The organism is Caulobacter sp. GW821-FHT10A06 (assembly GCF_059415805.1).
In genome coordinates this window covers 496,832-518,539 of record NZ_JBWKNY010000004.1, presented here as the reverse complement: position 1 = coordinate 518,539, position 21,708 = coordinate 496,832, and the positions used below count along the sequence as shown (strand labels likewise).

Below are 21,708 nucleotides of genomic sequence, written 5' to 3'. Positions count from 1 at the left end.
GGAAAGGCCACGTCTGCCCCCAAACTGTCATAAATGGCGGACAACGCGGAACAATTGGTCAAATTTTTCTTACTTGGCTAATTAGGTGTCATGCGCTCAGCGACCCCAACCTCCGAGATTTCCCCCGCGCCCGGCGTAGAATCGCGCGCCTGGCGGCTGACCCTGATGATGGTCTGTGGGCTGACGGTTCTGCGTCTGATCGCCTTGTTCACAACGCCGCTCGAGCTCTACCCCGACGAGGCGCAGTACTGGCTGTGGTCGCGCGAGCTGGCGTTCGGCTACTTCTCCAAGCCGCCGATGATCGCCTGGCTGATCTGGCTGACCACCCACATCGGCGGCGACGCCGAGCCCTGGGTGCGACTGTCCGCCGCACTGCTGCACGGGGCCACGGCGCTGGTCATCCACCGCATCGCCAGGAACCTCTATGGCGGCTGGAGCGGCCTGCTCGCGGCGGCGATCTACAGCCTGATGCCGGGCGTGGTGTTGTCCTCGGGCCTGATCGCCACCGACGCGCCGCTGCTGTTTTTCCTGGCCCTGACGATCTGGGCCTATGTCGCCCTAGCGGTGGAAACCGCGCCGCGTCGCTACTTCATCGCCGCCGGCATGGGCGCGGCGCTGGGCTGCGCCTTCCTGTCGAAATACGCGGCGATCTACGTGCTGGGCAGCATCGTCATCCACTTCGCCATCTCCAAGGAAGCCCGCAAGCGCTGGTGCCCGGCGGCCGCGGTGCTGTTCGTCACCGCCTTCGTCCTGATCCTGGCTCCGAACTTCGCCTGGAACGCCAGCCACCACTTCTCGACCGTCAAGCACACGGCGGCGAACGCCAACTGGGGGTCGCACAGCCTGTTCAACTTCCGGGAACTGATCGAGTTCGTCGGCTCGCAGTTCGGGGTCTTCGGCCCGTTGCCGTTCGCGGTGCTGCTGGGCGGGGCGATCTGGCTGGGCGCCAAGAAGCGCCTGACCTCGCCGGACCTGTTGCTGCTGTGCTTCTCGGCCCCGCCGCTGATCATTGTGGCCGGCGAGGCCTTCGTCTCGCGCGCCAACGCCAACTGGGCCGGCGCGGCCTTCGTGGCGGGGTCGGTGCTGACGGCCGGCTGGCTGCTGCGCTGGAACGCCCGTCGCTGGATGATCGGCGGCCTGGCCGTCCAGGCTGTGTTCGCCGCCTTCTTCATCGCCTGCATGATCAGCCCCAAGGTGGTCGACGTCACCGGCCTGTCGAACGGCTTCAAGCGCGTGCGCGGCTGGGACCAGACCGTCCAGGCGATCATCGAGCGCTCGAAGGAAGAGACCGCCCTGCGCGGCCCGTTGAGCGCCGTGGCGATGGACGACCGCTTCGTCTACAACGCCGCCGCCTACTACGGCCGCGACTATTTCGGCCAGCCGGGCGCGCCGCCGCTGCGGATGTGGGTGCACGAGGCCTACGCCCAGAACCAGGCCGAAGCCGAGACGCCGCTGGACGCGCACTACGGTCGCCGCGCCCTGATCGTCAGCCTGGAGGGCGGCTATCGCCCCGAGATCGAGCAGGACTTCAAGGCTCACTCCGGCCTGCAGATCGCCCGCGTGCGCCTGGACAAGAAGCGCTCGCGCCGGGTCGACCTGTTCATCGCCGAGGGTTTCGCGCCCCTGCCCCGCGACCCGATCACCGGCCTGCCGCCGCAGCCTCAGCACGCGCCGAAATAGGGCTGGCGGCTTTCGAGGGATAACCGTCCTTTCGAGACGGCCTGCGACGGCGATGCTTCCCGCGTCTCACGGGAGGTCTCGATGTTGCGTCTGGCTGTTCTGTTGTTCGCCCTGGTTCTCGGCTCACCGGCCCTGGCCAAGCCGCTGGTCGTGATCCTGGCCGAGCCTCGGGGCACGGAGACCACGGACCTGATCGCGCCCTATGCCGTGCTGGCGCAGTCCGGCGCGGTGGAGGTCACGATCCTGGCCCCCAGCCTGGCCCCGGTGCGGCTGATGCCGGGCCAGGCCTGGATCCGTCCGCAGACGACCTATGCCGCCCTCAAGCGCGAGCCGGACGTCGTCATCGTGCCGTTCATGATGCCGGCCTATGACCCGGCCCGCGACGCCTGGCTGCGCGAGCGGGCCAAACGCGGCGTCCGGATCGTCTCGATCTGCGCCGGGGCCGAGGCCCTGGCCCGCGCGGGCCTGCTGGACGGTCGCGAGGCCACCACGCACTGGTACGAGTTGGGACGTCTCGCCAAGGCTTATCCGAACGTCCGCTGGCGGCGCGACCGGCGCTGGATCGTCGACGGCGGCGCGACCACTACCGCCGGGGTGACAGCCTCGATCCCGGCCAGCCTGGCGCTGCTGCGCGACCTGGCGGGCGAGGCGGTGATGCGGGAGACCGCCGCGCGGCTGAACGTGCCGCTCCCAGTCCAGGCTCATGACGGCGCGGCGTTCCGGGTCGGGACGGACGCGGCGATGACCGGCCTGTCGGGTTGGGCCAACGCCTGGCGGAGCGAGAAGATCGCGGTGCGGATCACCGACGGCTTCGACGACCTGGCCTTCGCCACGGCGCTGGACGCCTGGTCACGGACCAACCGCTCGGAGGCCTTTCCGAGCCAGAGCGCTGTGTCGCGACACGGACTGACGGTGATCGCGCCAGCCAAGCTTCCGCGTGCCTCGCGGACGGTGGAGGCGAAGGCGGGGGATCCGGCTTCAGTCTTGGAGGAGATCGCCGGCGCTTACGGGAAGCCAACCGCCCGCTACGTCGCGCTGACGCTGGAGCATCCGTATTGGCTGGCCAAATGACCGTGCGGCGGACCTCGCCCTTCGACAAGCTCAGGGTGAGGTCCTAGTTCAAGCTCGGCGACAACCAGCAACCTCATCCTGAGCTTGTCGAAGGACGAGGTTGCTGCACCACCGATCTCTAGAGCGACGTCTCGAACGCCGCCTCGGTCTTGGCCTTGACCTCGTCGACAGTCACGCCCGGGGCCAGTTCGATCAGCTTCACCGGCGTCTTGCCGCGATTGATCTCGAAGACGCCCAGTTCGGTGATCAGCAGGTCCACCACCCCGGCGCCGGTCAGCGGCAGCGAGCATTGCTTGAGCAGCTTCGGCGCGCCGGACTTCTCGCAGTGGTCCATGACCACCACCACGCGCTTGACGCCGGCGACCAGGTCCATGGCCCCGCCCATGCCCTTGACCATCTTGCCGGGCACCATCCAGTTGGCCAGGTCGCCGGTCTCGGACACCTGCATGCCGCCCAGGATCGACAGGGCGATGTGGCCGCCGCGGATCATCGCGAAGCTGTCGGCCGACGAGAAGTACGAGCTCGAGTCCAGCTCGGTGATCGTCTGCTTGCCGGCGTTGATCAGGTCGGCGTCCTCTTCGCCCTCATAGGGGAAGGGGCCCATGCCCAGCATGCCGTTCTCGCTCTGCAGCGTCACCGACATCCCTTCGGGAATGTAGTTGGCCACCAGGGTCGGGATGCCGATGCCCAGGTTCACGTAGAAGCCGTCCTGCAGCTCCTTGGCGGCGCGGGCCGCCATCTCGTCGCGGGTCCAGGCCATTACGCTTGCTCCTTCGCGCGGGTGGTCACGCGCTCGATGCGCTTCTCGAACTTCGCGCCCTTCACCAGGTGGTCGACATAGATGCCGGGCGTGTGGATGGCGTCCTTGTCCAGGTCGCCGATCGCCACCAGTTCCTCGACCTCGACGACGGTCTTCTTGCCGGCCGTGGCCATCATCGGATTGAAGTTCCGGGCGGTCTTTCGGTAGATCAGGTTGCCCTCGGCGTCGGCCTTCCAGGCCTTGACGATCGACAGGTCGGCGACCAGGCCGCGCTCCATCACGTACATCTCGCCGTCGAACTCTCGGGTTTCCTTACCCTCGGCCACCAGGGTGCCGTAGCCGGTGCGCGTGAAGAAGGCCGGGATGCCCGCCCCGCCCGCACGAATGCGTTCGGCTAGCGTGCCCTGCGGATTGAACTCCAGTTCCAGCTCGCCGCTGAGGTAGAGCTGTTCGAACAGCTTGTTCTCGCCCACATAGGACGAGACCATCTTCTTGATCTGGCGGTTTTCGAGGAGAATCCCAAGGCCGAACCCGTCGACGCCGCAATTGTTGGAGATGACCGTGAGGTCCTTCGTCCCCGCCTCGCGGATCGCCGCGATCAGGTTCTCGGGAATGCCGCACAGGCCAAACCCGCCGGCCATGATGGTCATGCCATCGAACAACAGCCCGGCCAGGGCCTCGACGGCGTCTGTCTTCACCTTGTCGACCATGGTGTCTCCCTATCCCGAACTTGCTAATCGGGTGCTTGGGCGAACCGTGTCGCCCGAGCCGCTCAGAAATTCAACCCTTGATGAAATTATTTCCGGAAGGGTCGTTTGATGACCAACGCTAGCACCGGCTCCATGACGCCTTCCACCCCCGGGGTGCTTCTTGTCCTGGCTCACCCGGCCCTTGAACGCTCGCGCGCCAATCGCGCCCTGGCCAAGGCGGCCAAGGGCCTTTCCGGCGTCACCTTCAAGGACCTGTACGAGACCTATCCGGACTTCGTAGTCGACATCGAGACCGAGCAGGCCGCCCTGGTGAAGCACGACGTCATCGCCTTGCAGTTTCCGCTGTACTGGTACTCGACCCCGGCCCTGATGAAGGAGTGGCTGGACTTGGTCTGGCTGCACGGCTTCGCCTATGGCGAGGACGGCGAGGCCCTGAAGGGCAAGCGGCTGTTCGTGGCCTGCACCACGGGCGCCAGCGCCAAGGCCTACCATATGCACGGCTACAACCGGTTCTCGATGGACGAGTTCCTGCGGCCGCTGGAGCAGACCGCGCACCTGTGCGGCATGGAATGGGAGACGCCGTTCGTGGTTCACGGCGCTTCTGTAAAAGACGATGCGGCCCTGAAGGCCGAGGCTGAGCGCTACAAGGCGCGCGTGGCCTCGTTGTTGCCCAAGAGCGTGGAGGCGTAGACGGCATGGAGAACTTCCTCACCCAGACCCTGGTCTATCTGGGCGCGGCCGTCGTCTCGGTGCCGATCGCCAAGCGGCTGGGGCTCGGCTCGGTGCTGGGCTACTTGATCGCCGGCGTCGTCATCGGTCCGTTCGCCCTCGCTTTGGTCGGCGATCAGGCCGACGTCATGAAGTTCGCCGAGTTCGGCGTCGTCATCCTGCTGTTCCTGATCGGCCTGGAAGTGCAGCCCTCGATGTTGTGGGACATGCGCAAGGCGATCTTCGGCTTGGGTGGAGCCCAGGTGCTGGGCACGGCCCTGGCCATCGCCGGCGCCTCGCTGGCGCTGGGCCTGCCCTGGCAGACCGCGCTGGCCGTGGGCCTCGTCCTGGCCATGTCCTCGACAGCGATCGTCCTGCAGACCCTCGATGAGAAGGGTCTCCGGCAAGGCCCGGTCGGCCGCGCCGCCTTCGGGGTCCTGCTGCTGCAGGACCTGGCGGTGATCCCGATGTTCGCCCTGCTGCCCCTGCTGGCCACCGGCGCGGCGCACCATGCCGACGCCGGCGGCGGACATGGCGGCGGCAGTCTGGTGGCTGAGCTGCCGATCTGGGCCCAGACCCTGTCGGTGTTCGCGGCCGTGGCCGGGGTGATCGGCGGCGGTCGTTACCTGGTCCAGCCGCTGTTTCGCTTCATCGCCAAGGCCCGCCTGCGCGAGATCTTCGTCGCCGCCGCCCTGCTGATCGTGGTCGCCGTGGCCAGCCTGATGCAGGTCGTGGGCCTGTCGCCCGCCCTCGGCGCCTTCCTGGCCGGGGTGGTGCTGGCCGAAAGCGAGTTCCGTCGCGAGCTGGAGAGCGACATCGAGCCGTTCCGGGGCCTCTTGCTGGGCCTCTTCTTCATCACTGTCGGCGCGGGCGTGAACCTGCCGCTGGTGGCCAGCCAGCCCTTGCAGCTGCTGGGCATCGTCCTGGGACTGATGACCCTGAAGCTGCTGGTCATGTACGGCATCGCCCGGATGTTCGGCGCCCCCAAGCGCGGAGCGCTGGCGGTAGCTACGGCCCTGGCGCAAGGCGGCGAGTTCGCCTTCGTGCTGCTCAGCTTCACGGTCGGCGCGGGCGTCATCGGCGTCCAGCTGGCCGCCCTGCTGACCGCCGCCGTCGCCGTCTCCATGGCCCTGACCCCGGTCGCCATGATCCTGTACGAGCGCGTCGCCGACCTGATGGACGCGGCCATCCCGGACGTCGTCCCCGACACCGGCGACTTCGACGAGGGCGAGCCGGACATCATCATCGCCGGCTTCGGGCGCTTCGGGCAGATCACCGGCCGCCTGCTGACCGCCAACGGCTTCAAGTCGACCATCCTGGACAGCGACATCGAGCAGATCGAACTGCTGCGGCGCTTTGGCCGCCGGGTGCACTATGGCGACGCCACGCGCCTCGATTTGCTGCGCGCCGCCGGGGCCGAGCGGGCCCGGATGCTGATCGTTGCCCTGGATGACCGGGAGAAGACCGTCGAGCTGGTCGAGACCGCGCGCAAGGCCTTCCCGGACCTGATCATCCTGGCCCGCGCCTGGGACCGCCGCCACGCCTACGACCTCCTGTCCAACGGCGCCGACGCGGTCGAGCGCGAGACCTTCGAGTCGGCCCTGGCGCTCGGGACCACCGCCTTGCAGAAGCTGGGTTTCCGCGCCCACCGCGCCCACCGCGCTTCGGCCTTCTTCCGCCGCCACGACCGGCGGATGTTCGAGGAGCTGCGGCCGATGTGGGGTCAGGAAGAGGCCTATATCCTGGCCTCGCGCGATGCGGCCAAGACCATGGACAGCCTGCTGGACGCCGACCTGCACCGCATGCGCCCCGGCGACGCCGGCGGAGCCTGGGACACGGCCAGCCTGGACGAGGAACTGCGCGAACGGGCGCAGCAGGAAGGGACGACTTAAGCCGCGTCCAGCGCTCGCAGCCAGTCCGACAGGTCGCCGCTCGCGGCCTGCTGGACACTGGCCTTCGCCGCCGCGACTGTGCCCTGTCCTCGCGCCTCGCCCGGCGTCATGCCGAAGCGACTCTTGAACGCCCGGCTGAAGCTGGACCACACGGTGAAGCCGTAACGCTCGGCCACCTGGGCCATGCCCTGCGGCTGGGCCGGATCCGACAGGGCCTCGAACACTCGGCGCAGGCGGCGGTTGCGGATGTGCTCGCTGACCCCGCCCAGCGGCGCGAACAGGCGATAGAGCGAAGCGCGCGAGACGCCGAAGCGGCGGCACAGCAGCTCCGCGCCCAGATCCGGGTCGTGCAGGTTGGCGTCGATGAAGCGCCGCAGGCGCGCGCGCTGGGTCTCGGCCGCCGCCCGCCGGGTCTCCTCGCCGCGTTGGCCCAGGGTCAGGCCGGCCAGCAGGTCGGTGGTCGCCCGCCCGACGCCATAGGCCTCCTCGGGCGCGAGGTCGGGGGCCACGCGCATCAGGCTTTCGGCGTGCGAGCGCAGCAGCTGCGCGCCGGCGCTCTCGCGACGCAGGACCAGGCCGTGCAGCGGGTCCAGGTCGATGTCGCGGGCGTCGAAGGCGTCGCGCGGCAGGGCCAGGTTGATGTTGGTGCAGTGGGCCGTCTCCGACACGAAGGTGCGGGTCAGGTCCAGCAGGCAGACATCGCCGGTCCGCGCGATGATCTCATCGCCACCGGTGGAGCGGCGGTCCTCGCCCTCGACGATGATCTGCACCAGGACCAGCTCCAGCCCCGTGGACGCGATCTTGCGCCCGTCGCGGCCATAGCCGAACACGCCGCCGCTCATATGGGCCTGGCCCAGCACCATCGGACCGATGTTGAAGCTGTTGATGCCCAGGTCCGGCCCGCGCGCGTCGACGTCGCGCAGGCGGGTGTCGAACACCGGGGCGATGGCCTCGGCATAGGCCTGCGCGCCCTCGCGGCCCGGGGTGATCCGGGTGCCGGCCTGGAACTGGGGCAGCGAAGACGGCATGCGACGAACTCGGAATGACGATACCCGACCAACGAGCCTCGAAAGCCGCAGGCCGTCAATGTCTTGAGATACCCGCGTGCGCGGAGTCTCAGATTCATGACCGGCCGTCTCAAACACCGGAGCCGCCGTTGCTCCGCGCCTGGCCGGGCTCTACGGGATCGGCGTGGCGTGAGGCCGACGCATCCATTCCCTTGGCAGCGTTCTCGCGTCGAGCGGCCGGTCCGGCCGACCCCGTCGTGGGGGACATGGCTAGGCCGGACCACCGCGTGAAACAGCCCAAACCTTTGGCGACGCGTGGTCCCGCCGGTCCCGCGTCGCTTCTTTATTCGGCCGCTTGCAACTCGGGTGAGGGCGGCGGGCGGAAGGCCTCGACGAACGGCGTGGCGAAACCGCCGGTCAGGCTGTGCGGGTCGGCGGCGATGGCTCCGAACGTCAGGGCCTTGGGCCGCGCGCCGGGGACGTGCAGCGTGCCGAACATCCGATCCCAGACGGCCAGGCAGCTGCCCAGGTTCTTGCCGAAATGCGCCGGGTCGGCCGAGTGATGGATCTGGTGGTGGGCCGGGCTCAGCAGCCACTTGCCGAGCGGCGCGAAGGTCATCCAGGCGTGCGAGTGCTGCAGGTGCACCACGGTCATGATGAAGACCAGGAAGATGGCGTTCTGGCCGAACGCCAGCGGTTCGTGCCAGGCCGGCCCGAACGTCCAGGCCAGGATCCCGCCAGTCGATCCGCTGGCCAGGGCCGCGATGTTGGCGAACTTCAGGCTCTCGATCGGATGGACGCGGTAGACGGTCAGCGGCGTCAGCACCTCGGCCGTGTGGTGCGGCTTGTGGAAGGCCCACAGGAACGGGACCTTGTGGCTCAGCCAGTGGTCGACGTAATAGCCCAGCTCATAGGCCAGGAAGCCCAGCACGGTCCCGACCACCGCCACGACCGGCCAGGGCGTCGCGCCCAGCGGACCTGGCCCCACGGCGCCGACCAGCCAGGCGGCGAGGCCCCGCGAGATCGCCTGACCCGACAGCAGCGCGGCGCTCAGCAGCAGGCCCGCGACCCAGACGTTGAAGACGAAGAACACGAGGTCGGCGCGGCTGGACGCCGTCAGCCAGACCTTGCGCGGAAACAGCGCCCGCCACAGCAGGCGCGGCGCGGTCTTGCGGCCCCGCGCCCGGCGGCTCAGCACGATGTGCAAGGCGCCGATGACCAGGGCGCTGGCCAGCGAGACCAGGGAAAAGACCGAACCCAGCGGCAGCAGGACGTCGAGCAGCGGCGCGGCCAGCCGATGGGCGGCGCCGGCGAGATCGATCACTGGTGCGGCCGTCGTCACGTCCGGAAGGCCTCCGCTTCAGGAGACCTTCCTTACACGCCGGCCCTCAATTGACGCTTAATGGGCGGGCTGGTCGACCGGGGTCTTGCGACCCACGCGGCGGAACAGATCCGCCAGGGCCTCGAACAGCCCCTTCTCCGACGCGCGATGATAGATCGAGTCCGCCGCGAAGGCCGCGGTCAGGCGCGCATGGGCCTTGCCCAGGTTGTGGTACGGCAGGCGCGGCAGCAGGTGGTGCAGGGCGTGGTAACGCAGGCCCACCGGGGCCCACAGCTCCGACGCCAGGTTCGGCGGCGGCACGTTGACCGAGTCGAGGAACTGCTCGTCCAGGGTCATCTTGCTTCCGTCGTTGTCCCAGTGGTGGGCGACCAGGGTGCGGGCCTGGTTGACGAAGGTGGCGACGGCAAAGATCGCCAGGCCCGTCAGGGTAAAGCGCAGCGGCAGCCAGCCCACGACCGTGGCGGCGATCACCGCCCACGACCACAGCCAGCAAGCCACGTCCTGGGCGACCCAGCCGGCGCGCCAGCGGTGCAGGTCCTCGCGCACGAAGTCGGGATTGATCATCAGCGCCGACAGCTTGGTGCGCACATAGACGCGCAGCGGCGGGATGACGAACGACAGCGGGATCAGGATGGCCGAGCGCAGGATCACGCCCAGCGGGGCCAGCAGGGCCACGAACAGGAACACCGCCAGCTTCAGCGGCGTGAAGCGCGACAGCGGCAAGTATTCCGGGTCCAGCGCGGTGCCGAAACGATCCTTGATATGGTGGATGTTGTGCACCCCCTCGTACATCAGCGAGGGGGTCATCAGCGGCATGCCGACCAGCAGGTTCCAGCCGGCCAGGAAGCCCGGCGTCTCGTCGGCGCGCAGGTGGGTCAGCTCATGGATGAACGACAGGGCGCGGTACAGGGCCAGCACGCTGACGGCGGCGGCGACCAGGCCGAGCGCCAGGCTGGCGGTCGTCGCGGCGACGTAAAGGCCGCCCCACATCAGGGCGACCGACACGACGAGATCGATCCAGTAGACGGCCGCGTTGGGCGTCATCAGGTCTTCGGTCAGGCCATAGGCCTGCTTGGTCAGACTGACGCCTTCGCTTGCCAACTTGTTCACTTCGACCTCGCGCCGCCTCGATAAGGAGAACGAATTGGCGACGGCGCGAGGGAAAAGCAACCGTTTGGATCAAAGGCGCGACGATTCCGCGCCCTTAAGCGGATTTAGGTCAGAGGCCGCAGGATGATCTCGACCCGACGGTTCTGAGCCCGGCCAGCGGCCGTGGCGTTGTCCGCGATCGGCTGGCGCGAGCCCATGCCGGCCACAAAGACGCGGTCGGTGATCACCCGGCCCTGGCGGGTCAGATAGTCGGCCACCGCACTGGCGCGGCGCTCCGACAGACCCTGGTTGTACTCGGCGCCGCCGCTCGAGTCGGCGTGGCCCACCACGTCGATCGTGGTCTGCGGATAGGCGTTCAAGGTGCGGGCCACGTCGTCCAGCACGCGGGTGAACTGCGGCTGCACGTCCGACTTGTCGACGGCGAAGGTCACGTCGCTGGGCATGACCAGCACGATCTGGTCGCCGTTGCGGCGGATCATCACGCCCGAGGTTTCCAGGCTGCGCCGCAGGTCGGCCTGCTGGCGGTCCATGTAGTTGCCAACCGCGCCGCCGGCGAGCGCGCCGATGCCCGCGCCGATCAGTGCGTTCTTGCGGCCCTGCTCGCCCTTGTTGGTGTTGGTCAGGTAGCCCAGCAGGGCGCCGCCCGCGGCCCCGGCCAGCACACCCGTGCCGGTATTGTTGCGCACCGGCATGCCCGTATAGGGATCGGTGGTGGAGCAGGCGGTCAGGGCGGCGGCGCCCATGAGCAGGGCGGCCAGAGCAGTCTTGCGCATTGTCGCAACTCCCACGTCTTTGTTGTAGATCAAGGTCAAACGGGCAAACGCCCATCTTATGGTCAAGTTCCAATACCGCGCCTGAAGCCAGGATGAACGGCCTTCGTTTCGTTCCCGGCTCGGTGTAGTAAGAAGGAACTTACTAACCTCAAGGCTCGAAGAAGTGTCCACCTCCGCCATCGATCCGATCTCGTTCACGCTTTACAGCAAGGACTTCCCGCGCTTCGCCCAGGAGCTGGGCGCGTCGTTCGAGCGCTACGGTTTCGCCGTGCTGTCGGAATACGACATCCCGCAGGACCGCATCGACGCGGCCATCGCCGACACCAAGGCCTTCTTCGCCCTGCCGGTGGAGACCAAGACCCAGTACGCGGGCGTTAAGGGCGGCGCGCGCGGCTACATCCCGTTCGGCGTCGAGACCGCAAAGGGCGCCACGCACCACGACCTGAAGGAATTCTGGCACATGGGCCGCGAGCTGCCGCTCGGCCACCGCTTCCGCGCCACCATGGCCGACAACGTCTGGCCGGCCGAGATCCCGGCCTTCAAGCACGACGTCAGCTGGTTCTACAACGCGCTGGACAACATGGGCGGCAAGGTGCTGGAGGCCATCGCCACCTACCTGAAGCTGGACCGCGACTTCTTCAAGCCGACCGTCCAGGACGGCAACAGCGTGCTGCGCCTGCTGCACTATCCGCCGATCCCGCTGGACGCCACCGGCGTGCGCGCCGGGGCCCATGGCGACATCAACACCATCACCCTCTTGATGGGCGCCGAAGAAGGCGGGCTGGAGCTGCAGGACCGCAACGGCGACTGGCTGCCGATCAACCCGCCCCCGGGCTGCATCGTCATCAATATCGGCGACATGCTGGAGCGCCTGACCAATCACGTCCTGCCCTCGACCATCCACCGCGTGCAGAACCCGCCGCCCGAGCGCCGGCACCTGCCGCGCTACTCGACGCCGTTCTTCCTGCACTTCGCGTCGGACTACGAGATCAAGACCCTGCCCAACTGCGTCACGCCCGAGAATCCGGACCGCTATCCGGAGTCGATTACTGCCGACGAATTCCTCCAGCAGCGCCTGCGAGAGATCAAACTGGCCTAAAAGGACCTACAACCTCCGAAAGAGGGTTGCGCGCGCTCGCCTCGACGTCATGGTCCCGGCGTGCGCGTTCTGCTTCTGGGGAGGGGCGGTTGGAATTCCTGGTGCAAAGCCTGGCCAGGCTTGCGGACTTTTCGGGCCGCGATCCGCGGCGCGTCTTCTGGCCCTATGTCGGCGTCGTCGTCCTGCTGATGATGATCGTCATGGGCGCGGGCAACATGATCGCCGTCAGCCTGCTGATCCCCGCCACGCCTTCTCAGGATTTTCCCGACCTCGGCGGCCTCGTCGTGCTGATGGGCGTCGAGATCATCGCCGTCGTCGCCCTGCTGGCGGCCGCCGTGTCGCGCCGGCTGCATGACACGGGACGACGAGCTTACTGGGGCCTGGCGCCGCTGCCCTTCCTGGCTTTCGGCATCGGCGGCTTCTACGTCGTGGTCAGCAGCTTCGAGGCGCCGCCTCCGGGCATCGAGAGGCTGTTCTTCGCGATCTTCTTCAACAACCTGCTCTACCTGGTCGTCCTGGTGCTGCTGGTCGTGCTGCTGGCCCAGCCCAGCCAGGCGGGGGCCAACCGTTACGGCGAGCCCCCGGCCGTCTAGGTTATTTGGCGATCCGCAGCTGCGAGATCTCCTGGGCGATCGACTTGAAGGTCGTCTTCAGCTCCGAACCCGTCGCCGGGAAGAAGGCGTATTCGGGCTTGCTGGCGCAGCCCTTCAGCACGCCCTTGGCCGTGTTGTCGTCCACGTCGAACCCGACCGTGTAGATCGTGATGTCGTACTTGGCGTCCTGCATCTCCTTGCAGAGCGCCTTGGTCTGGGTGAACGGGTCGCCGTTGGTCGCGTCGCAACCGATGTGGTCCGAATAGGTGCCGCTGCCCGAGCCGGCGTTGCGGGCGATGACGCCGTTGCAGTAGGGCGTGTTGAACGCGCCGTCGGTCATCAGCACCACGACCTTCATCAGGTCCTTGGTCTTGTAGGCGGCCGGGCGTTGCGTGACGTCCGGCCACAGATAGCCGAAGTTCGGCGAGATCATGTACCAGCCCCAGGCGAAGCCGATCTGACCCGCGGTCGAACCGTCGGTGTCCAGGGCGTTGATCTGGTTCGTCAGCGTCGTCTTGTTGCTGGTCAGCGGCGTGATCGTCGCGCTGGGGCAGGGATTGGCGCCGCTGTAGTTGTCGGCCGCGGTGGTCGGATAGTTGCGGCCCACCGGCGAGGTGCTGGGCGCGACGTCGGTATAGGCGTCACCCCCCGTACGCTCGCTGACGCAGGTGCTGATCGTCCGCGTCGTCGCCGTGCCATAGGGGTTGTCGTAGACGTACTTGCGGCAGCCAGGATTGGTGCTTTTCTCGCAGGTCGCCACGCCGCCCGAAGTATAGGTCGAGGCGCTGGACGTGTTGGCGTCGACCGTGAAGGTGTTCGCGGTCACGGACTTGATGGTGTAGGTCTTGCCGTTGAGCGTGGTCATGCCCCCGACGCCCGAGAACGAGATCTGGTCGTCGACGATGAAGCCGTGGCCGTTCGATGTGACCACGGCCTGGTTGGCCTTGGTGATCTTTGTGATCGCGCGGTTCGTGATCGCGCCTCGCGCGCCATCGGCATACGTGCCCAGATTGACCCCCGCCGCGTACGGGATCAGCGCCACCTTTGAGTAGAACGGTGTCTGTTGCGCCGGATCCTTGACGATGATGTTCACGAGGTCGCTCGCCGCCGTCTTCAGGTCGGTGATCCGCGAGCCTTCCATCGAGCCGGTGATGTCGAGCACCACCGCGACTTCCAGGTCCTTGGACGAGCGCACCACGTCCGACGTCGCCACGACATCGAAATTGGATCCGGTCCACAGGTTGGCGATGATCGGCTTCAGGGTCCCCGAAGCCGTGCCGATCACGTGGTTGGTCGCGCCGTTCTTGAAAGTCGAGTTCGAGGCGGTCAGGCCCAGGTTCAGACCCGCGATCTCGGCCACGAAGGCCGGGTCGCCGATCGCTTCCAGTTCGGCGTCGGTCGTGGCGGTCGAGCGGGCGGCCATCAGGGTGGCGGCGTCCAGGGCGTCCTGCATCTGGCGGCGCTGCAGGCCGATGCGGCCCAGGTCCACCAGGGCGAAGACCAGCACCGACAGCGGAATGGCCAGCAGGGCGAACTGCACGGCGATCGCGCCGCGCTGGTCGCGCCGCAGACGGCCGCCAAAGGCGCTGGCGCCCTGGCTCAGGCGTCGGATGAGGCGGCTCAGGGTCGACATGGGCGGATCCGGACGAAGTTTTTCGGCCTGAACTTCGCTCAGGAGGGTGAACAAGCCGGAAATGCTGTTGGTGAACGCTGCTGGTCGACACCCCTTCGACTCTCGGCGCGGGTGCGGCTAAAGAGCGCCCATGCCGTTCACCGCCACCGTCCTGACCATGTTCCCCGAGGCCTTCCCAGGCCCGCTCGGCGTTTCGATGATCGGGACCGCCTGGACCGAGCAGGACCTGTGGCGTCTGGAAACGCTGGACATTCGGGCCTTTTCCAAGGATAAGCGCGGCTTCCTCGACGACACACCCGCGGGTGGCGGCGCGGGAGCCGTGCTCAAAGCGGACGTCATCGCCTCTGCGCTCGACAGTGTGGAGCTGGATGGACGGCCGCTTTTGTACATGAGCGCCCGGGGCAGGCCCCTGACCCAGGCGCGCGTAAGAGAGTGGTCCAAGGCGCCCGGCATCGTGGTGCTGTGCGGCCGCTTCGAGGGGGTGGATCAACGGGTGCTGGACGCCCGCGGGTTCGAGGAGATCTCGGTCGGAGACGCTGTCCTCGCAGGAGGAGAAACGGCGGCGATGGTCGTGATCGAGGCGTGCGTTCGACTTGCCCCGGGTGTTCTGGGGAACATCGAGAGCACGCTGGAAGAAAGCTTCGAGGACGGCCTCCTGGAGCATCCGCAGTACACGCGACCGCGGACGTTCGAAGGACTGGATATCCCCGAGGTGCTGCTGTCGGGCGATCACAAGCGGATCGACCAATGGCGCAAGTCTATGCGTGAAGAAACGACCCGCGAGCGGCGTCCAGATCTCTGGGAAGCGCATCTCGCCAATCAACAGGCAAAAGGCGACCCCAAAAGGGGAAAGCCCAAAGGAGACTAGACCATGGCGATCAACATCGTCGCTCAGCTCGAGCAAGAAGAAGCGGCCCGTCTGCTGGCCGTCCGCGCGATCCCGGAATTCCGTCCCGGCGACACCCTGCGCGTCAACGTGAAGATCAAGGAAGGCGAGCGCGAGCGCGTTCAGGCCTATGAAGGCGTCTGCATCGCCCGCGCCGGCACGGGCGTCCACGAGAGCTTCACGGTCCGCAAGATCTCGTTCGGCGAAGGCGTGGAACGTCTGTTCCCGCTGCTCTCGCCGAGCATCGAAAGCATCGAAGTCAAGCGTCGCGGCGTCGTCCGTCGCGCCAAGCTGTACTACCTGCGCGACCGTCGCGGTAAGTCGGCCCGTATCGCCGAGCGCGCCGGTGGCAACACCAAGGCCGCCGCCGCCGCGGCTTCGTCGGAAGACTAAGTCTCCGATACTGCGAATGGAACGAGGCCCTGGCGGAAACGCCGGGGCCTTCTTCTTTGTCGGTTAGTCCGGGAAGCGGACCACGACATTGGAGCCGGGCAGCTCGTTGCGGCGCTCGGGGGCCAGGTCCGCCAGCGGCGTCCACGGGGCGGAGCCCAGGCGGCCCAGATCCTCGTAGCGGCCCAGCAGGGTGAAGGCCTCGAAGCCGTAGCCGACGCCTTCGCCCAGCAAGGGCGCGGCCGCGTCGGCCACGTGCAGATGCAGGTGCGGGCCGGTGGAGTCGCCGGAGAACCCCAGGCGACCGATGACCTGGCCGTTGCGTACGTGGTCGCCGGGCTTCACCCGCAGGCTGCCCGGGACCAGGTGCTCGTAGATCGCGAACCGGCCGTTCCCCAGGTCCAGCGAGACGTAGTTGCCGGCCGCCAGGTCCTGGGGGTGCTTGCCGTTCCGGGAGACTCGCTCCGCCTCAGGCACGCCGTCCCGCGCGGCGGCGACCACCGCGTCGGCCACGGCCAGCACCTCCTCCCCATAACCCAGGGCGTCGCGGGCAAGGTCCGGGTCGCCGCTGGCGATGCGGCCCTGGTCGTCCAGCTTCACCCAGTCGATCGCGGTGCGTCCCGGCAGGCGGCCATCATAGAACACCCGCCGGTGTCCGCGTGGCCACTCGGCCTTGTAGATCGCCGCCCACGGCCCGCCGCGCAGCGGCGGCCCCAGCATGGGGCCGTCATCGGCGGGCAGGTCGAGGGTGGTGGTTTGGCCGGCGGCCTCGACGGAGAGACGACGGGTCGTGTCTGGCAGATCCAGCTCGACGAAGACGCCTTCGAAACGGCCCAGCACGACATCGCCATCACGCACCGTCACCGGCCCCTTGGCGCCTTCGAACAGCGCGCGCCGCCGGCCCTCGACCCTGACCACGGCGAGGGGCTGTCGTGGGGTCGCGGGCGCGGCGCGCGCGAGACCCGGCGCAAAGGCCAGCGCCAGAGGGGCGGCCATGGCCCCGCGCCGGGTCAAACTGTGAGTCATGTCGCGCTTCCTCGCCTTTGCTTCAGGACTTGGGAAGCGCGCGCGTCGGATCAAGGCGCCTTATCGCGGCTGGATCAGGCGCGGGTGTTTCTGGGGCGGGCTCGGGGCGCGCAGCAAGGCCCACAGCTGTTGCAGCGCCAGCACCCAGCCGAACGAAGCTTCCTTATGCATCTTGAGCGCCTGGTCCATCATCGCGGCCCTCCTTGGCTGCCGATGACGTGGAAGATCGACGTTCATCGACCTGATGACAAACGCGGCCTCCTTAGCTATGCATAAGGTAAGCTTATGCCTGACATCCTCGCCCGCCTGCCGCTCGCCGCCATCCGCGTGTTCGAAGCGGCCGCTCGCCTGAAGAGCTTCACCCGCGCCGCCGACGAGCTGGGCGTGACCCAGGCGGCTGTCAGCTGGCAGGTCAAGGCCCTGGAGCAACAGCTGGACCAGCTGCTGTTCAACCGCCTGCCCCGCGAAGTGACCCTGACCTCGTCCGGCGAGCGGCTCTCTCGCGCTTCGACCGAGGCCATGTCCCTGCTGCGCTCGGCGGTGTCCGACCTGGTCGAGACCGAAGAAGGCGTGCTGTCGATCACCACGGTCCAGAGCCTGGGCGGCCAGTGGCTGGCCCCGCGCCTGGGCGGCTTCCAGATCGCCCATCCGCGCATCGCCGTGCGGCTGGAGGCCTCCAGCCGGGTCGTCGAACTGTCGCGCGAGGGCGTCGACATGGCCCTGCGCGGCGGCCAGGGGAAATGGCCGGGCATGACCGCTCACTTCCTCATCCCCGCCGTCCAGACCCCGCTGGTCTCGCCTGAGTTCCTGGCTCGCATCGGCGGCCTCTCGCGCCCTGAGGACCTGCTGGACATCCCCAGGATCGGCATCGCCCGCGAGTGGGAAGAGTGGTTCCAGGCCGCCGGCGTCACGGTGGCGCAGGACCGCCTGACCCCGCGCTTGGCCTCGGACGCCCAGGCCCTGGAAGTGGCCAGCGCCCTGGCCAGCCACGGCGCGGCCCTGGGCTCGCCGATCTTCTTCGCCCGCGAGCTGGCCGAGGGGCGCCTGGTCATGCCGTTCGACGTGGTGGCCCGCTATACCGGCGGCTACTGGCTGGCCTATCCCAGCGACCGGGCGCGGGTGCGCAAGATCGCCGCCTTCCGCGACTGGGTGCTGGCCCAGGCCGCCGCCGATCCGCTGATCGCCCGCTACGCCGCGCTCGCGCCTTTGGAGTCGCCCGCCGTCTCGCCGCTGGCGAGGCCTCTATAGTCAAGCTTTGGTGCGATCGCACGCTTGTTGACAAAACTTCGGTACGTGAGATGGTGACTTCACCCCCGGTTCAGGCCGGGCTTCCAGACCGTCTCCTTTCTAGTGGACGGCCCTTTCCGGGCGGAGCCATCGGCCCCCGGAAGCAAAGAATGATGCTAGGGCGCGCCGAAACCACTGGCGCGCCCTATGTCGTTCTGGCGTGAGCGCCACACAGAACGCAAGAATTTGGCCCCAGAGCCCGCCACCACTGGATTTTGGCGCACGATCCGCCCTATATCCCCGCCATGTCCGGCAAAACCCTTTACGACAAGATCTGGGACGCCCACGTCGTCAACGAAACCGACGGCGAGGCCATCCTCTATATCGACCTGCACCTCATCCATGAGGTCACCACCCCGCAGGCCTTCGCCGGCCTTCGCGCGGCCGGACGCAAGGTGCGCCGGCCCGATCGCACGCTTGCCGTCGCCGACCACAACATCCCGACCGAGGGCCAGGCCCTGGGCGTGGACGCCGTGCAGGACGAGGAAGCGCGCCTGCAGCTCACGACGCTGGCCCGCAACGTGGCGGACAACGGCATCGAATTCTTCCCGATGGGCGACATCCGCAACGGCATCGTCCACGTGGTCGGTCCCGAGCAAGGCCGCACCCAGCCGGGCATGACCATCGTCTGCGGCGACAGCCACACCTCGACCCACGGCGCCTTCGGGGCCCTGGCCCACGGCATCGGCACGTCCGAGGTCGAGCACGTCCTGGCCACCCAGACCCTGCGCCAGAAGAAGGCCAGGAACATGCTGGTTCGCGTCGACGGCCAGTTGGCCCCGGGCGTGACCGGCAAGGACATTGCCCTGGCCGTGATCGGCGAGATCGGCACCGCCGGCGGCACCGGCTATGTCATCGAGTTCGCCGGCGAGGCCGTGCGCGGCCTGTCGATGGAGGGCCGCATGACCCTCTGCAACCTGACCATCGAGGGCGGCGCCAAGGCCGGCCTGGTGGCCCCGGACGACAAGACCTTCGCCTACATCCAGGGCAAGCCCGCCGCGCCGAAGGGCGCGGCCTGGGACATGGCCGTCTCCAGCTGGAAGACCTGGTTCACCGACGAGGACGCCGTCTTCGACCGCACCGTGGTCATCGACGGCGCGGCGCTGGTTCCGATGGTCACCTGGGGCACCAGCCCAGAGGACGTCATCCCGGTCACCGGCAACGTCCCGGATCCGGAAAGCTTCGCCACGCCCGACAAGCGCGCGGCCGCTCACCGGGCGCTGGACTATATGGGCCTGACCGCCGGCCAGCCGATCTCGGAAGCCCGCATCGACCGCGTCTTCATCGGCTCGTGCACCAACAGCCGCATCGAGGACATGCGCGCCGCCGCCGCCGTGGTGCAGGACGCCTTCCTGCACGGCCGCATGGTGGCCCCGCACGTCAAGGCGATGGTCGTGCCGGGCTCGGGCCTGGTGAAGGAACAGGCCGAGGCCGAGGGCCTGGACGCCATCTTCAAGGCCTCCGGCTTCGATTGGCGCGAGCCCGGCTGCTCGATGTGCCTGGCCATGAACCCCGACAAGCTGGCTCCGCAGGAGCGCTGCGCCTCGACCAGCAACCGCAACTTCGAAGGCCGCCAGGGCCGCGCCGGCCGCACCCACCTCGTCTCGCCCGCCATGGCGGCGGCGGCGGCGATCGCCGGGCGCCTGACCGACGTGCGCACCTTCCTGGAGGAGACCGCCTGATGAAGGCCTTCACCCGCCTCGACGGCCGCGCGGCTCCGCTGGAGCTGGCCAATATCGACACCGACCAGATCATCCCCAAGCAGTTCCTCAAGACCGTGGAGCGCGAAGGGCTGGCCAAGGGCCTGTTCTACGACTTCCGCTTCGACGGGGACGGCAACGAGATCGCCGACTTCGTCCTGAACCGGCCGGAGTACAAGAACGCCAGCGTGCTGATCGCCGGCGACAATTTCGGCTGCGGCAGCTCGCGCGAGCACGCCCCGTGGGCCCTGATGGACTTCGGGATCATGTGCGTGATCTCGACCAGCTTCGCCGATATCTTCAACAACAACTGCTACAACAACGGCCTGTTGCCGGTGGTGGTCGGCGCTGAAGACCTCTCGCTGCTGATGGACGAGGCCAAGGGCGGCAACCACATGGTCAGCGTCGACCTGGAAGCCCAGACCGTGATCTCGCCGTCGGGCAAGGTCATCTCTTTCGACATCGATCCGGTGCGGAAAGAGAAGATGCTCAAGGGCCTGGACGCCATCGGCGAGACCCTGCAGCACGGCAGCGACATCGACGTGTTCGAGAGCAAGCGCGCGATCAGCCAGCCCTGGCTGGAAGCCTAAGCGCCGGCCGCTCCATGACGGTCATCCTCGCCGGTTCGATCCGCATCGCGCGCGAGCGCCTGGCCGACCTGCGCCCGCACCTGGCCGCCCAGGTCGCGGGATCGCGGGGCGAGCCGGGCTGCCTGGCCTACGCCCTCTCCGAAGACCCGCTGGATCCTGGCCTGATCCGGGTCTTCGAACACTTCACCGACGCGGCGGCGTTGGAATTCCATCGCGCCAGCCCGCATATGGCGGCGTGGCGCGCGACTTGCGCCGAGCTTGGCGTCCATGAGCGCCGCATGTCCTCCTTCGACGTTTCCGACTATCGCGAGATCTAAGATGGCGACTCTTCTCCTCCTGCCCGGCGACGGCATCGGCCCTGAAGTCTGCGCGCAAGTGCGCCGCGTGGCGGCCGCCATCACCCCGGATCTCCAGGTGTCGGAAGCCCCCTATGGCGGCTCCAGCTATGACGCCCACGGGACGCCGCTGCTGGACGAGGTCCGCGACCAGGCCATCGCCAGCGACGCGGTGCTGATGGGCGCCGTCGGCGGCCCGCAATGGGCCAACGCCCCGCGCCACCTGCGCCCCGAGGCTGGCCTGCTGGGCCTGCGCAAGGCGATGAACGTCTATGCCAACCTGCGCCCGGCCTATTGCTTCGAGGCCCTGGCCGGCGCCTCCAGCCTGAAGACCGAGCTGGTCTCGGGCCTGGACATCATGTTCGTGCGTGAACTGGTCGGCGGCGTCTATTTCGGCGAGCCGCGCGGCATCGAGACCCTGGCCGATGGCCAGAAGAAGGGCTTCGACACCGCAGTCTACACCACCAGCGAGATCGAGCGCGTGGGCCGGGTGGCCTTCGAACTGGCTCGCGGCCGGACCAACAAGGTCCACTCGGCCGAGAAGTCGAACGTCATGGAGTCGGGCCTGCTGTGGAAGCAGGTGATCACCGACCTCCACGCCCGCGAATACTCGGACGTCCAGCTGGAGCACATCCTGGCCGACAACTGCGCCATGCAGCTGGTCCGCGCGCCCAAGCAGTTCGACGTCATCGTCACCGACAACCTGTTCGGCGACATCCTGTCGGACGCCGCCGCCATGCTGACCGGTTCGCTGGGCATGCTGCCCTCGGCCGCCATCGGCGATCCCAACAAGCCGGGCCTGTACGAGCCGATCCACGGCTCGGCTCCCGACATCGCCGGCAAGGGCCTGGCCAATCCGCTGGCCGCCATCCTGTCGTTCGAAATGGCCCTGCGCTGGTCGCTGAAGCAGGTCGAGGCCGCCGATATTCTTCTCGCGGCTGTGAAGAAAACACTCGACCAGGGCGCGAAAACTCGAGACCTGGGCGGCTCACTGAACACTGTTCAAATGGGTGACGCCGTTATCGCAAATATTCACAATTAACAGAACCTTGTTCTTTGCAAAATTTGCAATGGGTTCTTAAGGATAATCGTCGATTTCCTGACACATCTCTTGTG

22 protein-coding genes are annotated in these 21,708 nt (G+C 67.7%); 14 read left to right on the top strand and 8 right to left on the bottom strand.

Annotated elements, in window-relative coordinates; all coding sequences use genetic code 11:
* The first annotated feature begins 90 nt into the window (after positions 1-90).
* Together AC07NF_RS14025 and AC07NF_RS14020 are read left to right on the top strand one after the other, a co-directional pair.
* Positions 91-1,680 carry an ArnT family glycosyltransferase gene (locus tag AC07NF_RS14025; protein WP_494626759.1) on the top strand — a complete coding sequence of 530 codons (1,590 nt, stop codon included), beginning with the start codon at positions 91-93 and terminating at the stop codon, positions 1,678-1,680.
* Between the two features lie 81 nt (positions 1,681-1,761).
* Positions 1,762-2,751: a DJ-1/PfpI family protein gene (locus tag AC07NF_RS14020; RefSeq protein WP_494626757.1), complete on the top strand. Its 990-nt coding sequence runs from the start codon at positions 1,762-1,764 to the stop codon at positions 2,749-2,751.
* A 118-nt stretch (positions 2,752-2,869) separates the two neighbouring features.
* Here the strand turns inward: AC07NF_RS14020 and AC07NF_RS14015 are convergent, their stop codons facing one another.
* Positions 2,870-3,511 (bottom strand): 3-oxoacid CoA-transferase subunit B, encoded by a 642-nt coding sequence (locus tag AC07NF_RS14015; RefSeq protein WP_494626755.1) that lies wholly within the window; start codon positions 3,509-3,511, stop codon positions 2,870-2,872.
* Positions 3,511-4,221, bottom strand: coding sequence for a CoA transferase subunit A (locus AC07NF_RS14010; RefSeq protein WP_494626753.1), 711 nt, complete (start codon positions 4,219-4,221; stop codon positions 3,511-3,513). The genes AC07NF_RS14015 and AC07NF_RS14010 overlap by 1 nt, the downstream gene beginning before the upstream one ends.
* Between AC07NF_RS14010 and AC07NF_RS14005 the strand changes: the two genes are divergently transcribed.
* The 3 genes from AC07NF_RS14005 to AC07NF_RS13995 are packed head-to-tail and all read left to right on the top strand — an operon-like array spanning position 4,124 to position 6,821.
* On the top strand, positions 4,124-4,330 hold the full coding sequence (locus AC07NF_RS14005) for a hypothetical protein (protein WP_494626751.1): 207 nt from the start codon (positions 4,124-4,126) through the stop codon (positions 4,328-4,330). The two genes, AC07NF_RS14010 and AC07NF_RS14005, sit on opposite strands and share 98 nt — an antisense overlap.
* Positions 4,330-4,911: a glutathione-regulated potassium-efflux system oxidoreductase KefF gene (kefF, locus tag AC07NF_RS14000; RefSeq protein WP_494626749.1), complete on the top strand. Its 582-nt coding sequence runs from the start codon at positions 4,330-4,332 to the stop codon at positions 4,909-4,911. Before AC07NF_RS14005 ends, kefF begins: the two co-directional genes overlap by 1 nt.
* Positions 4,912-4,916: 5 nt before the next feature.
* Entirely contained in the window at positions 4,917-6,821 is a 1,905-nt protein-coding gene (locus AC07NF_RS13995; RefSeq protein ID WP_494626747.1) for a monovalent cation:proton antiporter-2 (CPA2) family protein, read from the top strand.
* Here the strand turns inward: AC07NF_RS13995 and AC07NF_RS13990 are convergent.
* The 4 genes from AC07NF_RS13990 to AC07NF_RS13975 form a co-directional block, all read right to left on the bottom strand.
* The gene (locus tag AC07NF_RS13990) at positions 6,818-7,849 is read right to left on the bottom strand and encodes a helix-turn-helix domain-containing protein (RefSeq protein ID WP_494626745.1); all 1,032 of its coding nucleotides are present in this window, start codon (positions 7,847-7,849) and stop codon (positions 6,818-6,820) included. The two genes, AC07NF_RS13995 and AC07NF_RS13990, sit on opposite strands and share 4 nt — an antisense overlap.
* 322 nt (positions 7,850-8,171) lie before the next feature.
* A complete protein-coding gene (locus AC07NF_RS13985; protein WP_494626743.1) occupies positions 8,172-9,170 on the bottom strand; it encodes a sterol desaturase family protein in 999 nt (332 codons plus the stop codon).
* 57 nt (positions 9,171-9,227) lie between these two features.
* The gene (cerH, locus tag AC07NF_RS13980) at positions 9,228-10,280 is read right to left on the bottom strand and encodes a ceramide hydroxylase CerH (RefSeq protein WP_494626741.1); all 1,053 of its coding nucleotides are present in this window, start codon (positions 10,278-10,280) and stop codon (positions 9,228-9,230) included.
* A gap of 104 nt (positions 10,281-10,384) precedes the next feature.
* Complete coding sequence (locus AC07NF_RS13975; protein ID WP_492815774.1) at positions 10,385-11,053, bottom strand: YiaD family glycine zipper/OmpA-like lipoprotein; 669 nt, start codon at positions 11,051-11,053, stop codon at positions 10,385-10,387.
* Between the two features lie 163 nt (positions 11,054-11,216).
* Between AC07NF_RS13975 and AC07NF_RS13970 the strand changes: the two genes are divergently transcribed.
* Both AC07NF_RS13970 and AC07NF_RS13965 read left to right on the top strand, forming a co-directional pair.
* Positions 11,217-12,152 carry an isopenicillin N synthase family dioxygenase gene (locus AC07NF_RS13970; RefSeq protein WP_494626738.1) on the top strand — a complete coding sequence of 312 codons (936 nt, stop codon included), beginning with the start codon at positions 11,217-11,219 and terminating at the stop codon, positions 12,150-12,152.
* 89 nt (positions 12,153-12,241) lie between these two features.
* Complete coding sequence (locus tag AC07NF_RS13965; protein ID WP_494626736.1) at positions 12,242-12,745, top strand: DUF805 domain-containing protein; 504 nt, start codon at positions 12,242-12,244, stop codon at positions 12,743-12,745.
* 1 nt (position 12,746) lies between these two features.
* Here the strand turns inward: AC07NF_RS13965 and AC07NF_RS13960 are convergent, their stop codons facing one another.
* Positions 12,747-14,378 (bottom strand): ubiquitin-activating E1 FCCH domain-containing protein, encoded by a 1,632-nt coding sequence (locus AC07NF_RS13960; protein WP_492815777.1) that lies wholly within the window; start codon positions 14,376-14,378, stop codon positions 12,747-12,749.
* 130 nt (positions 14,379-14,508) lie between these two features.
* Here AC07NF_RS13960 and trmD point away from each other — a divergent pair, with 130 nt between their 5' ends.
* Positions 14,509-15,246, top strand: coding sequence for a tRNA (guanosine(37)-N1)-methyltransferase TrmD (trmD, locus tag AC07NF_RS13955; protein WP_494626734.1), 738 nt, complete (start codon positions 14,509-14,511; stop codon positions 15,244-15,246).
* A 3-nt stretch (positions 15,247-15,249) separates the two neighbouring features.
* Positions 15,250-15,657, top strand: coding sequence for a 50S ribosomal protein L19 (gene rplS, locus AC07NF_RS13950; protein ID WP_492815779.1), 408 nt, complete (start codon positions 15,250-15,252; stop codon positions 15,655-15,657).
* Between the two features lie 63 nt (positions 15,658-15,720).
* Here the strand turns inward: rplS and AC07NF_RS13945 are convergent, their stop codons facing one another.
* On the bottom strand, positions 15,721-16,680 hold the full coding sequence (locus tag AC07NF_RS13945; protein WP_494626732.1) for a M23 family metallopeptidase: 960 nt from the start codon (positions 16,678-16,680) through the stop codon (positions 15,721-15,723).
* Positions 16,681-16,965: 285 nt separating this feature from the next.
* Here AC07NF_RS13945 and AC07NF_RS13940 point away from each other — a divergent pair, with 285 nt between their 5' ends.
* The 5 genes from AC07NF_RS13940 (at position 16,966) to leuB (ending at position 21,634) form a co-directional block, all read left to right on the top strand.
* Positions 16,966-17,928: a LysR substrate-binding domain-containing protein gene (locus tag AC07NF_RS13940; RefSeq protein ID WP_494626730.1), complete on the top strand. Its 963-nt coding sequence runs from the start codon at positions 16,966-16,968 to the stop codon at positions 17,926-17,928.
* A 284-nt stretch (positions 17,929-18,212) separates the two neighbouring features.
* Positions 18,213-19,649 (top strand): 3-isopropylmalate dehydratase large subunit, encoded by a 1,437-nt coding sequence (leuC, locus tag AC07NF_RS13935; RefSeq protein ID WP_494626728.1) that lies wholly within the window; start codon positions 18,213-18,215, stop codon positions 19,647-19,649.
* Positions 19,649-20,257, top strand: coding sequence for a 3-isopropylmalate dehydratase small subunit (gene leuD, locus AC07NF_RS13930; protein ID WP_494626726.1), 609 nt, complete (start codon positions 19,649-19,651; stop codon positions 20,255-20,257). Before leuC ends, leuD begins: the two co-directional genes overlap by 1 nt.
* 14 nt (positions 20,258-20,271) lie before the next feature.
* On the top strand, positions 20,272-20,574 hold the full coding sequence (locus tag AC07NF_RS13925) for a putative quinol monooxygenase (protein WP_494626724.1): 303 nt from the start codon (positions 20,272-20,274) through the stop codon (positions 20,572-20,574).
* 1 nt (position 20,575) lies between these two features.
* Positions 20,576-21,634 (top strand): 3-isopropylmalate dehydrogenase, encoded by a 1,059-nt coding sequence (gene leuB / locus AC07NF_RS13920; RefSeq protein ID WP_494626722.1) that lies wholly within the window; start codon positions 20,576-20,578, stop codon positions 21,632-21,634.
* The last annotated feature ends 74 nt before the right edge of the window (positions 21,635-21,708 follow it).